General features: G+C 68.9%; 8 protein-coding genes, 1 tRNA gene and 10 pseudogenes. 8 read left to right on the forward strand and 11 right to left on the reverse strand.

The features are described 5' to 3' along the window. Window positions 1-674: 674 nt before the first annotated feature. Window positions 675-931: pseudogene (gene crgA / locus RBJ77_RS45165) on the forward strand (cell division protein CrgA); the annotation flags it as partial. Window positions 932-1235: 304 nt separating this feature from the next. Here crgA and RBJ77_RS45170 read toward each other — a convergent pair. Both RBJ77_RS45170 and RBJ77_RS45175 read right to left on the reverse strand, forming a co-directional pair. Next, a pseudogene (locus RBJ77_RS45170) lies at window positions 1236-2119 on the reverse strand (rhomboid family intramembrane serine protease). Between the two features lie 234 nt (window positions 2120-2353). Further along, a pseudogene (locus RBJ77_RS45175) lies at window positions 2354-2638 on the reverse strand (peptidylprolyl isomerase); the annotation flags it as partial. A gap of 451 nt (window positions 2639-3089) precedes the next feature. On the opposite strand from RBJ77_RS45175, the pseudogene RBJ77_RS45180 reads away from it, so the two are divergent. The 3 genes and pseudogenes from RBJ77_RS45180 to RBJ77_RS45190 form a co-directional block, all read left to right on the forward strand. Then, window positions 3090-3768: pseudogene (locus RBJ77_RS45180) on the forward strand (DUF5324 family protein); the annotation flags it as partial. A 367-nt stretch (window positions 3769-4135) separates the two neighbouring features. Beyond that, window positions 4136-4669 (forward strand): annotated as a pseudogene (locus RBJ77_RS45185) (DNA-binding protein); the annotation flags it as partial. 235 nt (window positions 4670-4904) lie between these two features. Beyond that, window positions 4905-6089, forward strand: coding sequence for a hypothetical protein (locus RBJ77_RS45190; RefSeq protein WP_372350296.1), 1185 nt, complete (start codon window positions 4905-4907; stop codon window positions 6087-6089). Window positions 6090-7834: 1745 nt separating this feature from the next. Here RBJ77_RS45190 and RBJ77_RS45195 read toward each other — a convergent pair. Continuing rightward, complete coding sequence (locus tag RBJ77_RS45195) at window positions 7835-7993, reverse strand: hypothetical protein (RefSeq protein ID WP_372350297.1); 159 nt, start codon at window positions 7991-7993, stop codon at window positions 7835-7837. Between the two features lie 1020 nt (window positions 7994-9013). Here RBJ77_RS45195 and RBJ77_RS45200 point away from each other — a divergent pair. The 3 genes from RBJ77_RS45200 to RBJ77_RS45210 all read left to right on the forward strand — a co-directional run bounded on the left by RBJ77_RS45200 (window position 9014) and on the right by RBJ77_RS45210 (window position 10656). Further along, the gene (locus RBJ77_RS45200; protein WP_372350310.1) at window positions 9014-9163 is read left to right on the forward strand and encodes a DUF6344 domain-containing protein; all 150 of its coding nucleotides are present in this window, start codon (window positions 9014-9016) and stop codon (window positions 9161-9163) included. Window positions 9164-10005: 842 nt separating this feature from the next. Beyond that, window positions 10006-10269, forward strand: coding sequence for a hypothetical protein (locus RBJ77_RS45205; RefSeq protein WP_372350298.1), 264 nt, complete (start codon window positions 10006-10008; stop codon window positions 10267-10269). 90 nt (window positions 10270-10359) lie between these two features. Further along, window positions 10360-10656 carry a DUF6193 family natural product biosynthesis protein gene (locus RBJ77_RS45210; RefSeq protein WP_372350299.1) on the forward strand — a complete coding sequence of 99 codons (297 nt, stop codon included), beginning with the start codon at window positions 10360-10362 and terminating at the stop codon, window positions 10654-10656. 128 nt (window positions 10657-10784) lie between these two features. On the opposite strand, the gene RBJ77_RS45215 is transcribed toward RBJ77_RS45210, so the two are convergent. From RBJ77_RS45215 to RBJ77_RS45230, 4 genes and pseudogenes are all read right to left on the reverse strand, one after another. Next, a tRNA-Ile gene (locus tag RBJ77_RS45215) sits at window positions 10785-10859 on the reverse strand. A 115-nt stretch (window positions 10860-10974) separates the two neighbouring features. Next, window positions 10975-11696: pseudogene (locus RBJ77_RS45220) on the reverse strand (DUF3566 domain-containing protein). Window positions 11697-11715: 19 nt separating this feature from the next. After that, entirely contained in the window at window positions 11716-12138 is a 423-nt protein-coding gene (locus RBJ77_RS45225; RefSeq protein ID WP_372350300.1) for a DNA gyrase C-terminal beta-propeller domain-containing protein, read from the reverse strand. A 76-nt stretch (window positions 12139-12214) separates the two neighbouring features. Continuing rightward, window positions 12215-12427 (reverse strand): annotated as a pseudogene (locus RBJ77_RS45230) (DNA gyrase C-terminal beta-propeller domain-containing protein); the annotation flags it as partial. Window positions 12428-12537: 110 nt separating this feature from the next. On the opposite strand from RBJ77_RS45230, the gene RBJ77_RS45235 reads away from it, so the two are divergent. Further along, window positions 12538-12723 (forward strand): hypothetical protein, encoded by a 186-nt coding sequence (locus tag RBJ77_RS45235; RefSeq protein ID WP_372350301.1) that lies wholly within the window; start codon window positions 12538-12540, stop codon window positions 12721-12723. Here RBJ77_RS45235 and RBJ77_RS45240 read toward each other — a convergent pair. The 4 genes and pseudogenes from RBJ77_RS45240 to RBJ77_RS45255 all read right to left on the reverse strand — a co-directional run. Beyond that, window positions 12702-12809 (reverse strand): annotated as a pseudogene (locus tag RBJ77_RS45240) (DNA gyrase C-terminal beta-propeller domain-containing protein); the annotation flags it as partial. The gene RBJ77_RS45235 and the pseudogene RBJ77_RS45240 overlap by 22 nt on opposite strands. 131 nt (window positions 12810-12940) lie before the next feature. Further along, a pseudogene (locus RBJ77_RS45245) lies at window positions 12941-13887 on the reverse strand (DNA gyrase subunit A). Continuing rightward, the gene (locus RBJ77_RS45250) at window positions 13797-14075 is read right to left on the reverse strand and encodes a DNA gyrase subunit A (RefSeq protein WP_372350302.1); all 279 of its coding nucleotides are present in this window, start codon (window positions 14073-14075) and stop codon (window positions 13797-13799) included. The pseudogene RBJ77_RS45245 and the gene RBJ77_RS45250 overlap by 91 nt, the downstream one beginning before the upstream one ends. A gap of 86 nt (window positions 14076-14161) precedes the next feature. Then, a pseudogene (locus tag RBJ77_RS45255) lies at window positions 14162-14278 on the reverse strand (hypothetical protein); the annotation flags it as partial. Window positions 14279-14361: the final 83 nt, after the last annotated feature.

Raw genomic sequence — 14361 nt, forward strand, 5'->3', positions numbered from 1 at the left:
GGCGCCGCCGTGCCACAGGGGCGTTCGCCACGGCCTGGAGGTCCTGCTGGTGGATGACGAGGTCGTCGGCGCCGCGGGCTCGCGTAGCCGGGGGCTTGGCCGTGCGTCCGGCGGGGCGTCGTCGAGCGTGACGGAGACGCCCTCGCGTCGAGCAAATTCGTGCCCGGACGGCCTTCTCCAGGGCCGTCGAGCCGTGCGGCGTACCTCCGTCCCGGCACAGTCCCGGCGCGTCCGCGGCGGGCGGGGCGCCAACCGACCTCGGCAGCGCGCACCGCCGCGGTGGACTCCTCCAGCTCGGCTGTTCGTGGCTGCTGCCCTGAGGACCAGGTCGGAGAGAGGCGTCAGCAGGGACGTCGTCCGTGCGGGATGTTGGTGCCCTGGCGCGTGTTGAAAGCTGGTGACGAAGATGCAGGCCCGCGAGGGCGAGAAACGCCCAGCGGTGAGCACCCGCACCGGGCCGCCATCGTCCGCCCCGGGCCGAACCTCGTCAGGCCCGGTCTGAGGGTCGGCGGAGTCTGCTCAACGCACACTTATCTCCTTCGGCGCCGCGGAAGCACTACGCTAACGGACGCCCGGGGGAGCGCTCAGATTCCTGAACTTCCACTTGTACGCTGCTCCGGAGCCAGCCCCACGTTCCTGCGCGGCCACGCAGCGCATCGACAGGAGAGACCCTCGTGCCGAAGTCACGTGATCCGCAAGAAGGCCGATTACACGCCGCCGCCCGCCTCGAAGCAGGCCGCGAACATCAAGCTGACCAACCGCGGCTGGGTGGCCCCGGTGATGCTGGCGATGTTCCTGATCGGGACTTGCCTGGATTGTCGTCTTCTACGTGACGGACGGATCCATGCCGATCGATTCGCTCGGCAACTGGAACATCGTCGTGGATTCGGCTCTCATCGCCGCGGGCTTCGGCGTCTCCACGCAGTGGGAAGTGACCGCGAAGCCCTTCGGGAAGCAACCGCGGAAGCACCCGGGGAAGCAGCTCCTGCCTCTGTTATCCACTGAGTTATCCACAGGACTCTCCACAGTGGGGAAAAGGTCAGACGATCTGTGGATAACCCACTGGGTGTTGACGCCGGTGCGACCGCTTCCCCTCGCTCGACTTCACGCCTGCTCCGCCCCCTTGCCCTTCCTGGGAAAACCCAGGTCAGCGACAAGCACAGTTGTTCTCCACGGCATGCACAAGATCCGGCACACGCTGTGGACAACGTCGGTCATCATCGGTGAAATACCGCTCAGGTGAGCTGCGCGGTCCGTACGACGACGGTGACGAGCACGGCGAGAGCAGCACCACGGCGCAGGTCCCGTACTGGATGAGGCCCGCCGCTTCGCGCGGGGCGTGCACCATGGCGTACCTGACGACGAGCCTGGCCGACCAGGCCGCCGATGTGGGCCTGCCAGGCGATGTTCGCCCAGCTGAACGTGAAGATCAGGTTGATCACGAGCAGCGCGATGACCGGACGCATGTCGTAGTTGAGCCGGCGTATCAAAGCACGGCGGTCGCGCCGAAGAGTCCGAAGAGCGCCCGGAGGCACCCGATGAGGGCTGTCTGCGGCGAGGAGATAGCTGGAGACTGCCCGCGAGTCCGGACACGAAGTACAGCGCGAGGTAGCGGGCCCGGCCGAGGCTCTCCTCCAGCGGACCGCCGATCCACCACAGGCTGAGCATGTTGAAGGCGAGGTGGATGTAGCCGCCGTGTAGAACATCGCGGTCAGCAGCCGGTACCACTGCCCTTCCGCGACCCCTTTCGAGCCTGAGCCTGGCACCCAGGCGCGCCCAGCATGTCGAACTTGTCGGTGAACCGGTCCCCGACCGTGAGCTGCACCAGGAACGCGGCGAGACACAGCCCGACCAGCACCTTGGTGACCAGGCGGGGGTCGGCGGCGACCGTGCCCCCTGGCCATCGTCCGCGGCTGGTTCGCGGTGGGCGTCTGGTCCCCGATCCGCCCCGGACGCACCTGGGACACTGGAACCCGACCGAGGCGCTGACCATGCACTCGACAGATGGGCCGTCGCAACGGTGCAGCGGGATCCCCGTCAGCCGGTCCGGGTGCCGGTAGCAGCCGGGCAGGCCCTGGGCGTCCTTGCGGTTCCGCGGGCTGCCGGGCGCCTGGTCCATGACGGTCGTCCCTCGTACAGAGCGGTTCGTACGGATACGTCGGCGCCGGGTCCTCATCACAGCGCCCCGCCCATCCTTACGGACGAGCAGGGGCGAATTGGTTCCTCCGGGCTTACTGGGTCCTCGACGGTCACCGACTCGATGACCACGTCGTTGACCGGACGGTCCGTGCAAGGGATTGGTCTGCGTGGTGGCGATGGCGTTCACGATCTTCTGGCTGGCCTCGTCGACGACCTCACCGAAGATGGTGTGCGTTTGCGGGTCAGCCAGGCGGTTTCGCGAGACGGTGATGAAGAACTGCGAAGGTTCGTCCCCGGCCCGGCGTTGGCCATGGCCAGCAGGTACGGGCTTGCGGAAGGCCAGGTCGGTGGAACTCGTCTCGAACTGGTAACCTGGGCCACCCTGTGCCGTTGCCCAGCGGGTCGCCGCCCTGGGATCATGAAGCCGCTGATCTCGGTGGAAGACCGTGCCGTCGTAGAGCGGGGCCGTGGACTTCTCGCCGGTCTCCGGGTTGTCCACTCACGCTCACCCTGGGCGAGCTCCACGAAGTTCTTGACCGTCTTCGAGCGTGTGGTTCGGCAGGAGCCGCACCCGATGTCGCCCTGATTGGTCTTGGAGGGGTGGCGCAAGGCCAGCCGCTCGGCCACGTCTGGGTCTTCCGTTGACTCTGGTGCCTTCCGATCCTCGCCGACGGCTCGGCCGGGGCGGCCCCCGGCGGACTTGTCAGGTTGCGCGGGTCTCCACCAGCGACCGACCGGGGGCGCCTGGGGTTTCAGCCACCGAAAACCGGTCTACTCGGTACCGAGCAGGCGCGCCCTGCCACGATCCGTGGCATTGTCGTCGCCAGGCCCCCTACTGATCCTTACTGAGTCCTACTAGCCTACCACCGCATTGGCGCTTCTGGCAGGCATGATCCGCAAAAGGGTGGAAAGGTGAAATACCCGTGTACGCCACCGAGGAGGAGGATCCCGTGACCTGCATCGACAGCGTGCGAAGTGCCGCGACCGGCTCGGCGAAGGGACAGCGTGCTGCACGCCGCGGAAGTGGTGGCGCCCTACGCCGAAACGGCAGGCCAAGGACCGGGCCACCCAGTACGCGCACGACGCCCGCGTCGTGCTCGGCCCGAAGGTCTTGCAGGCAGCGCAGCAGGCGCGTGTCCAGTACGGCGCCCACCTCGCCCACGTCTGGAGCAGGCACGCACCCACGTACCGCCGAAGGTCGATCACGCCAGCACGAAGCCGCGGTCCGCACCATGAACGCTGCCCGCCAGGCCGCCGAGTACTCGAAGCCGCGGATCGAGCAGGCCGTGGCCGCGACCGGTCCTGCGCGAGGAGGCGGCGGCCCGCGTGTGGCCGCCATCGCCGCCCTGCGCGGACAGGTCTCCCGAAGGAGATCCGCAAAGCTCGCCCGCAAGCACGAGCGCCGGGCACGTGCCGGTCGCCTCGCGGGCCTGGCCGTCCGGAGTGCCTCTGGCGGGCGGCGCCCTGTCGCCTGGAAGTGGTGGGACAAGCAGGCTGCAACCCAGACCGGCTCGCCGAACCGCCGGCCGCCACCGAGGTGCCCGACTCCACGCTGCCGACTCCGTCGACGGCAGTGGCCAGGACATCCCGACCCCGAGGCAGGCCAGCAGGCCGAGGCTTTCAGAGGCGGACACCGGCCCTGGAGGGCAGGCGCCGAGCCCGGACCGGAAGCCGAAGCCTGCACCGCGCGCCCGCCAGGATCGACGAAGCCTCCGACCAGACGGAACCTGGCCGGGTGCTTTCGGGCCGTGGAGCCTAGGGGAGCCGAACTGACATCTGCCATGCAAAAGACAGCGCTCTACCAACTGGAGCTAAGGTCTCGAAAACAGCGCATCGCATCGGGAAGATCTACGCCCCGGGCGAGCACCGCAGACCAGAGTACCGGGTCACGGTATCCCGCAAAAGGATTGGGTCCCGGCGCGACCTCACTTCCGTAAGATGTCCCACGCAGCGCGGCAGCGAAGCACCGTACTTGGGGAAGCGATGGGGAGATGCAATGGACGCCGCACAGCAGGAAGCTACCGCAAGAGCCCGAGCTCCAGCGGAACTGGTACGGGGAGCCGCTGGGGGCGCCTCTTCCGTCGGCTGATCGAGGATCTCGGCTCAACCAGGCCCGCCTGGCGGGCGTCCTCGCCTTTCCGCGCCCATGCTGTCCCAGCTGATGAGCGGCCAGCGCGCCAAGATCGGCAACCCGGCGTGGTGCAGCGCGTGCAGCTGCTGCAGACCTGGCAGGTCAGGTGGCCGACGGCAGTGTCAGCGCGGCCGAGGCCACCGAGCGCATGGACGAGATCAGAGAAGTCGCAGGGCGGCTCGATGCTCACCAACACCGGCCAGACGTCGACCAGTTCGGGCGCGCCCACCGTGAAGCGCGTCGTCCGTGAGATCCAGTCGCTGCTGCGCTCCGTCTCGGCGGCCGGCGACATCATCGACGCCGCGGACTCCCTCGCCACCCACCCGGAACTGGCAGAGTTCCTCCGGTGTACGGCGCCGGGCGCACGTCCGACGCGCCGCCCACTACCAGGCACACCAGAGGCTGACCCCGAGGGGACGCGGCACCGGGTGCCGCTCCGCGGCCGCCTCGCCGGCGGCCGCGGGGTGACCGACCCCGCGCGACGTCCGAGGGGGCCTTCCGCATCGCGGGCCTGGGAGGGGCAGCGACGCACGACCATGGTGAGGTCTTCGCCGGCTCGGTACGAGCTGGCCGATCCGGATCGGCCGTGTGAGCGGCGCGGTCTGCGCGCCTGGATCACCGGCGCCACCGCTATGTGGCGGCCAAGGTCCTCCAGCGCAGAGACGCCCACACGCTGCTGCGCTTCGTGCGCGAGCAGGCACTGCGCATCGATCATCCGCACGTGCTGGCCCCGGCCAGCCGGGCCGCGGACGACGACAAGGTCCTGTTCACCATGGAGCTGGTCGCGGGCGGCTCGTGGCCCATCTCATCGGCGACTACGGCCCGCTGCCGCCGCAGTTCGTCTGCGTCCTGCTCGACCAGCTCCTGTCGGGGCCTCACCGCGGTGCACGCCGAGGGCGTCGTGCACCGCGACATCAAGCCCGCCAACATCCTGCTCGAGGCCACCGGCACCGGCTCGCCGCACCCTGCCTCTCGGACTTCGGCATCGCATCGCAGGGCGAGCCGCGTCTCACGGAGACCAACTACGTCGTGGGGACGCCCGGTTACTTCGCGCCCGAGCAGGCGCTGGGCGCGGAGCCCGACTTCCCCGCCGACCCTCTTCGCCGCGGGACCTCGTCGCGCTCTACCTCCTCGAAGGCGCCAAGCCCGACTCCAAGGCGCTGATCGAACACTTCGCGGACCACGGCACTCCCGGCGCACCGCAAGGCGTCCCGGGCCCGCTGTGGTGTCCTCGCCGGGCTGCTGCAGCCCGATCCGGATGCCCGCTTCCCGCACCGCCACCGGCGCGCGCGAGGCCCTCCTCGCGGCCACGGAGCTGCTGCGAGCCCGGCCCCGACGACGAGCTGGTCGAGGGTCTTCGACCAACTTCGGCCTGCCCCCTGGGTTCGGCGAACGGCCCCGCCACCTGCGGCCGCCGCGCCCGCCCCGTACACACCACGGCGACGCGTCTGACCCCGCGGGCGAGCACCCCACGCCCTATGCCACGCCTCCCACGGCCCCGCGCATGGTCCCCGCCCCACCGGCCGAGCCCTTCCCTGCCACACCCCGAGCCCACGCCGCAGCCCGAGTCCACGCCGCTGCCGCCCCGGGAACCGCTCAGGACCAGGTTCAGGGAACAGCTCCCGAATCCGGCCCGAGAGCCAGCTCCGAGAACCGGTCCGGGAGCCGGCCCAGGGAGCCGGTGGAGGAACCGGTCCGAGAACCGGCTCAGGAACCGAGCCCGACAAGAACCGGTGCAGGGGGTCGATCCAGAGAGCGGGCCCGCCCGCTCCCGCTCTCCATGTCGGAGACGGGAAGCTTCCACCTCCCCTGCCGCTGACGCCCGACGACCAGCTCCCGCCACCGCCACCACCGGTACCCCCCTATGCCGGCGGTCCTTCCCTCGCCCCGATGCCTGAGCCGACGTCCGGGCACCAGCCGCCGACGCCGGAACCACCAGCCCGGCCCCACCCCAGACGCCTCCGACCCGACGCCCGAACCGCACCCCTTCGCCGTCGCCCCACGCACGTCGCCCTCCCGCCCGAAGCCACCCATGTCCCCACGCCAGCCACGCCAGCCACGTCACTCACGTCACCCACGCCCCTCATGCCCTCTCCCCTCAGCCGGCCCACGCGACGACCGCCCTGGTCCCCTGCACGAACGAAGCCGTCACTCTCTGTACACCGCTCGAAGCCGAGAGGTTCCCTGAAACGCCGACCGGGACCGCCCCTAAAGGGCAGGGACGATCCCGGTCCTTCTCCTGGCTCCCTGCTCTGCTTCGCCGTGGGCATCTGGGCGCTGACCCAGGCCCTGAGGCACCAGGAGGCATCGGGCCTGGGGCCCAGGGAAGCATCGACCCGAGGCCCCCAGGGGCACCGGACCTGAGGCACCGTCCCGGCGAGCCGACGGCCACCTACTCACCTGCATCCGCCGCACCGCGACCATCCGCCACACCCCGAGCCACAGCAGCAGTGCGGTGCCCGTGCCGATCGCGACCCCCAGCACCGTCATCGCCCTGCTCCCCGGCGACGTAGAAGAGGAAGCAGAACCGGAGCCGGCCCCGGCCGCATCGCCCGCCGCACCCGAGGAAGCCCCACCGGACCCACCGGACCCCTCGACCGGAACCAGAGCCCGAGCCGGACGGGGAACCCTCATCGGCCCCGCCCGCCCCGACCCGCTCCCCTTCGAGTCCTCGCTCCAGACCGCCCCCGCCCTCCCGCTCTCGGCGGCTTCAGGTCCCCCTCGGTCACCTGAACTCCCCCCGCGTCGCACGTAGTCCGGCGCCCGTTCCGCATCACCGTCCACCGTCACCCGCAGCGTGCACCGGACGCCTTGTCCGAACTTCTCCGCCATCGCCGGATTGAGGGTGACCTTGACGTAGTACCAGCCGGCGAACCGCATCGCCGCCTCGTCGTCCCGCATCAGATGGCGGTTCTCGTACGCCACGGGCGCTGCGCGGATCGAAGGCCGCCGACGTCGGATCCCCCGCGTAGGAGGCCTCCTTGGCCGCCACCGAGGCCCGCGCCGGGTTGTACAGCTCCATGTCGAGGGGCCCCTGCCACGGTCCCCCTGCGCGCCGTGTCGCCCGCCTCACTGCCCAACTCCGCGTCGAGGAAAGAGCTGCTGCCCCCACCGCACCGGAACCCGGTAGAAGTGGCTCTGCCCGGGCCCGATCCGGTCCTTTCCACACGCCGGACGTCAACGCCCGGGCATCGTTGAAAGCCGGTGCCCCCGCTGCGCTGCGCCCCCGACCCGGCCGGCGGCTGCACCGACGCGGACGGCCAGACCTCCGGTCCCTGCGTGGGCGCCGGCGACACGAGGCCCGGTTCGGTGGCGACCTTCAGCCGAGCCCCCAGGGCCCCCGCGTGGACTCGGCGTCCGCCTTCCGTTCCACGACCACGTAGTAGGTCCCCGCCGTCTGGCACCGCAGCCCGCCGGACCGCACGAGCCGCTCGGCGACGGCCGCGATCGGCCGCGGGTACGCCCGGGAACGGAATGTGGCGTGTTCCGCGTCGCAGCGGTTGCCCGTTGCGATCCTTCCAGCGTCACGGAGATGCCGTCCGAGTACGTCGCCCTCACATCGGATCAGCGGGAGACGGCGACGACGGAGGCGTACGCGTTGGCGGCGCCGTCCAGCTCGACGCTGAAGTAGGCGGTGCCGCGCCATCCGGGTCCCCAGCGAACTCCGGTAGGTCTCGCCCGTCTTGAGCCGCGGCGCATCCGTACGCTCCGCGCCCCGGTCACGCCGCGACCGTCGGCGAGGCGGCGATCGGTGTCCCCTGCCGCGGTCGCGCAGCGCAGACGCCGCGCACAGCCCCGCCCCGGCGACGACTGCCGCCAGACCTCGGCGTGCCCCGCACCTCCACCAGCCGCCCATGAGCCTCCCCCATGGACCGCATCCTGCCGCCCCGGCCCGCGTCCTGCCGCCGTGCGCCGGAATCCCGCCACTCATTTGCGCGCGCAAGGGAGGGCGTCGCATACGTGAACGCGCCCGCCCGACGCCGTACACAAGACCGAGGATCTACGCATCCCGGGACATCCCGGCAACATAAAACCCCGGCCGCTGCTGCGACCGGGGTCTGTGATGACTGTTGTCGATACTCACGAACCCGTGGGCACGGAGTCAGTCGCCTCCGTCCACGGGATCCTTGCTCGGCGCGATCCGCCTGGATCTCGGCGGTACACGAGGCCCGCCGATGGCGGCCAGTGCGACCAGGAGAAGCTTCTTCACCGCGCGACCTCGTCTTTCGTTGACGTAGGGGACCTCTGGCGCCCGACTATACACACCGACCGATATCGATCGGTGACCTGGCTGGACCCCAACTCCCGCCAGGCGTACAGCAGTCGAACCGGACCCTGCAACCCGAACATCGCCTTCCAGTCACTCCCAGACTGTGAAATTCACCGCATTCATCGACATTCAGGGCTTCTTGCGCCCATCCGAGTGGTGTTCATCTGAAGATCGACGCGCACGGGCGCCGGTCCCACTTCAGGCTCCGCATACACATCATGAGGAAAGTACGCAAATCGCCCAACCTGAAAGTGAGGGGCCATGACCAAGAACCGGGTCGTGACGCTGGACCGTCGTCATCTCTGCCTTCATCGCGCTCTTCTCGGCGCTCGGACTCATCTCCCGGCCGCCGCGGGCCGCGCGCGCAACAGACGGAGGAGGCCGCCCGCAAAGCCACCGCGGTCAGCGCGCCACTGCCTCCGCTCCGCTCTACTGGGCCTCTCAAGAGGTGCCACCCACGATGAAGCAGGCGCATCCGCGCCGAGGCGCACGGTTCCTCCCCGAGCTGCCGCCACCGCCCGCCGGCCGACACCGAAAGCAGGACGACAGCGACGCGGGCCTGGCGACCGAGGCACTCGCGGCCCAGCCGTAGCCCGCACCGTCCACGCGACGAGCAGGGCTGAACGCTCCACGCTTGTAGGAACGGCAACACCGAAGTCGCCCAAGTCGCCGAAGCACCGCAGTAGGCGCAGTAGGCGCAGTAGGCGCAGCAAATGAAGTACGCGCAGTGAACGAGAAACACTGAAGGCTCGAAAGACCGCAGGAACGCAGGAACGCGGGACCGCAGAACAACAGCAGGGCACCGCAGGACCGCACACACAGCCCAAAGAGCCGCAGTACGTCCTACGTACGCATGCGGCACGAGACAGACGGACGGCGGCATTCAGATGGGCCGCCCCTGAGATCAGCCGCGAGAACGCCCAGCACGAACCCGTAGACGCACCAACACGCAGGACACGAGGCCCCAGCCGCTCACTTCGGCTGAGAGGGGCCCCTTTCGGCGTGTCCGAGTCCGGGACGGACGGCAGCACAACGAAAGAGGACGCCTCCCGTAGGCAGCTCCCGCAGCACGGCGGCCCTAGAGGATCTGTGACGCTGCCTGAGCCAGGAAACTGTCGAGAGCCAGACGGGCGGTCTGGCCACGCTCTGCGCGATCTTGCTCACTCCCCGCCAGATGGACATCAGTTGCGGCGTCGAGGGCATCTTGAGCCAGCTGGCTCAGGGCTGAATCAACCACAGACAAGACGCACCCGGCACAAGGCCGCGGTAGCGTCGGCCCGCCGCTGGTAGGACTCTTCGCGTGCCCTGACGACATCGGCATGGGCGGGATCCTCCGTTCCAAGTGCCAGCGGTCGTTCTGGCTCCGCCGAAAGTCCGTGAGGCTGGCGGCCAGTGCGGTGTAGGCAGCAGTCTTCTCATGCCATAACTGCTGGCTGCGCGCGAACACCTCGCCCTGACGAGCGATATGTCGCTGGAACAGGAACGTGAGAGTGGAACCAGCAAGGGTGCCGACCACCGCAACCAGGCTCGTGAAGACAGGATTCATGTGGGCAGCCTCCCGCTCGTAGGCGGCGAGTGGAACGGTGTGCCCTGCCCCCGCGATCCGCACTGGCCAGGAACAGGCCCTCGATCCATCAAGACGGACGTCTACACGCATGTGGTCGGCTCCGACGAGCGGCAAGCCGTCGCGATGCTCGCCGAGCTTCTGGAAGATCCGTTGATCGGCTAGCTCGTCCTGGGGCTCTGAGGCAGGCGCATGATGGCGCCATGACCCAGAACTCATCGAACCCCATCGTCGAAGCGGGCTGGCAGAAGGTACGTGACGACGAGGCGCGTTCACACCGAGCTACTGGAAGCCGCCTACGCCGAGCCGCGTCTGCGGCAGCTCTTCCCCTGGACGGGCATGGGGGGAGCTTCATTTCAGCCGTTGCACCGAGAAGGGGTGGACTTGGGACATCCCCTACATCGCGCCCGGCACCGAAGGCACCTATTGGGCCCCTCGGGCCGCTGCGATCCGAGTGGAGTAGGACAGGTAGCCACAGTGCAGGAAGCCATCGCCCTCGTGGTCGACCGCCTGCCGCCGGATCTGCGGTCCTGCCTTCGTGGGCACCCCTGAAGAGCTTGCCGCGCACGAAGCCACGAAGCTGGATCAGCAGAAGGACAGAGATCAGGCACAGAGCGGCTGATGTCAGCCGTAGATGTCAAAGACCCCCAGCCGATTCCGACTGGGGGTCTTTTCGCATGTGGGGCTAACAGGATTTGAACCTGTGGCCTCATCCTTATCAGGGGATGCGCTCTAACCAACTGAGCTATAGCCCCTGCCGCGCTCTGCGGTGTGTGTCCCGCGCGCTGACCTCTGAAGATTAGCGCACCAGGGGGCCAGTCCCAAAAATCGATAGTCCTGGCCCGCCCACCAGCGGCTCTCCAGCTGCTCTCAACGGCCCGTAGGCAGCGGAGAAGCGCCTACTCGTCCCTCGGCGAGCGTGAGCTCGATGCCGCCGACGAAGCCGGCGGAGAGGTTGTAGATGAAGGCGCCGAGCGTCGCGAGCGCCGTCGCCAGGACGACGTCGATGACCGCGATGACGGTCGTGAACATCAGGACGCGCGGCAGCGACAGGAACGACTGGAGGTCGAAGCCGTTGGACTCGTTCGAGCCCGTGGCCTCGGAGATCGTGCCGCCGACCGTGGAGAAGACGCCCATGGCGTCCATGACCATCCACAGCACGGCGGCCGCGATGATCGTGCAGATGCCGAGCGCGATGGAGGCAGGAAGCTGACCTTCATCACCGACCACGGATCGGCCTTGGCCACGCGCAGCCGCGCGCCTTGCGGGTGCGCGGGGTGGTGCGTGCCCCGGTGCGCGGCCTGCGGACCGCTCCTGCCGGAGCTGCCGCTCCTGCCGGGGGCGTTCTGGTACGCCTGCGGCGGGTGATACGGCTGGGCCGCCTGCTGCGGCTCCTGCCTCTCACCCGGCAGGGTCCGCCACCACCGGCTGCGTACTGCTGGGTCTGCGGACCTCGGGTGTCCGTCACAGTTCCCCCTGGGATCCATGAGACTCGTGCGAGTCCTGCGAGTCATGAGCGGAGCCACGGCCGCCCTCGGTTTCCGTACCGGGGGATGCCCCGGTAGGGGCCTCGCGCCCGTGGCTCCGCTCACGATGACTCACTCTCTCGCGCTACTCGGCCGAGGACTGCCCGCCCTCGTCCGTTCCGACGGCATTCTCGTCCTGGGCCGATTCGTCGGTCACGGCGCCGTCCGCGTCCTCCGCGGCGTCTCCGTCGACTTCCTCGGCCTCACGACCGGCCTCGGCGTTACGAGCGATGCCGACGACGGCATCGCGCTTGCCCAGGTTGATCAGTTGGACGCCCATGGTGTCACGGCCCGTCTCCCTGACCTCGTTGACTCGCGTACGAATCACACCGCCGGACAGCGTGATGGCGAGGATCTCGTCGGTCTCCTCGACCACCAGGGCGCCGACGAGCGATCCACGGTCCTCCACGATCTTGGCGGCCTTGATGCCGAGGCCACCGCGACCCTGGACGCGGTACTCGTCGACGTTGGTCCGCTTTGCGTACCCACCGTCGGTGGCGGTGAACACGAAAGGTACCCGGCCGGACGACATTCATCGAGAGCAGCTCGTCGCCCTCGCGGAAACTCATCCCCTTGACGCCCGAGGTGGCACGGCCCATCGGGCGCAGTGCGTCGTCCGTCGCGGTGAACCGGATGGACTGCGCCTTCTTGCTGATGAGGAGCAGATCGTCCTCGGAGGAGACCAGCTCGGCGCCGATCAGCTCGTCGTCGGAACCGTCCGCCGCTTCGCGGAGGTTGATGGCGATGACGCCACCGGAACGCGGCGAGTCGTAGTCCTTCAGGGACGTCTTCTTCACGAGGCCCGCCTTGGTGGCGAGGACCAGGTAGGGCGCCGCGTCGTAGTCGCGGGATCGCGAGGGATCTCGGCGATCGCCTCGTCCGGCTGGAAGGCCAGCAGGTTGGCGACGTGCTGCCCACGGGCGTCACGGCCGGCGTCCGGGAGCTCGTACGCCTTCGCGCGGTAGACGCGGCCCTGTTCGTGAAGAACAGCAGCCAGTGGTGCGTCGTGGACACGAAGAAGTGGTCGACGATGTCGTCTTCCTTGAGCTTCGTACCGCGGACGCCCTTGCCGCCGCGCTTCTGCGAGCGGTAGTCGACCGTCTTGGTGCGCTTGACGTAGCCACCGCGCGTGATGGTGACGACGATGTCCTCTTCGGCGATCAGGTCCTCGATGGACATGTCACCGTCGAAGGGCACCAGCTTGGAGCGGCGGTCCTCGCCGAACTTGTCGACGATCGCCGCGAGTTCCTCGCTGATGATCTGGCGCTGGCGCTCCAGGGAGGCCAGGATCGCGTTGTACTCGTCGATCTTCAGCTGCAGTTCGTCGTGCTCGGCGACGATCTTCTGGCGCCCAGGGCGGCCAGTCGGCGCAGCTGCATCTCGAGGATCGCGTTGGCCTGGATCTCGTCGATCTGCAGGAGGCCCATGAGGCCCTCTCGCGCGACCTCCACGGTGTCACTGCGCCGGATGAGTGCGATGACCTCGTCGATGGCGTCCAGGGCCTTCAGGAGGCCGCGCAGGATGTGGGCGCGCTCCTCGGCCTTGCGCAGCCGGAACCGCGTACGGCGGACGATGACCTCGACCTGGTGGCCCACCCAGTGGCGGATGAACGCGTCCAGCGAGAGGGTGCGCGGCACGCCGTCGACGAGCGCCAGCATGTTGGCTCGAAGTTCGTCTGCAGGTCGGTGTGCTTGAAGAGGTTCAGGACGACCTTGGCGACGGCGTCGCGCTTCAGCACGATGACGAGGCGCTGGCCGGTGCGCGACGACGTCTCGTCACGGACGTCGGCGATGCCGCCGACCTTGCCGTCGCTCGACCAGAGTCGGCGATCTTCTGCGCGAGGTTGTCCGGGTTGACCTGGTACGGGAGTTCGGTGACCACCAGGCACTGGCGGTTCTGGATCTCCCTCGACCTCGACGACCGCGCGCATCGTGATGGAGCCACGACCGGTGCGGTACGCCTCTTCGATGCCCTTTGCGGCCCCACCACGAGGGCGCCGGTCGGGAAGTCAGGGCCCTTTGATGCGCTCGATGAGCGCGTCCAAGACTCCCTCGTGCGAGGCCTCGGGTTCTCCAGGTACCACTGGGCGCCCGCCGCGGCCTCGCGCAGGTTGTCGCGGCGGGATGTTGGTGGCCATGCCGACCGCGATGCCGGCCGAGCCGTTGATCAGCAGGTTCGGGAAGCGGGCCGGCAGGACGGTCGGCTCCTGGGAGCGGCCGTCGTAGTTGTCCGTGAAGTCGACGGTCTCCTCGTCGATGTCGGACCATCTCCATGGACAGCGGCGCCATCTTGCACTCGGTGTAGCGCATGGCGGCGGCGGGGTCGTGCCCGAGAGCCGAAGTTTCCGTTGGAGTCCACCAGCGGCATCCGCATCGACCACGGCTGCGCCAGGCGGACCAGGGCGTCGTAGATCGAGGAGTCGCCGTGCGGGTGGTAGTTGCCCATGACGTCGCCGACGGCGCGGGCGCACCTGGCAGAAGCCCTTCGGGCCGGTAGCCGCCGTCGTACATCGCGTACAGGACGCGGCGGTGGACGGGCTTGAGTCCGTCGCGCACGTCCGGCAGGGCGCGGGACACGATGACGGACATCGCGTAGTCGAGGTAGGAGCGCTGCATCTCCGTCTCGAGCCCGACGGGCTCGATGCGCATGGCGATGTCGCCGCCCCTTCTTCAGGGATGCCAGGAGTAATGGGGGTGTTCTCGTCGGCCATTGCTGGTGAAGATCCTTTCTG

Origin of the sequence: Streptomyces sp. KL116D, from assembly GCF_030766975.1 — a bacterium.
Taxonomy (GTDB): domain Bacteria; phylum Actinomycetota; class Actinomycetes; order Streptomycetales; family Streptomycetaceae; genus Streptomyces; species Streptomyces longispororuber_A.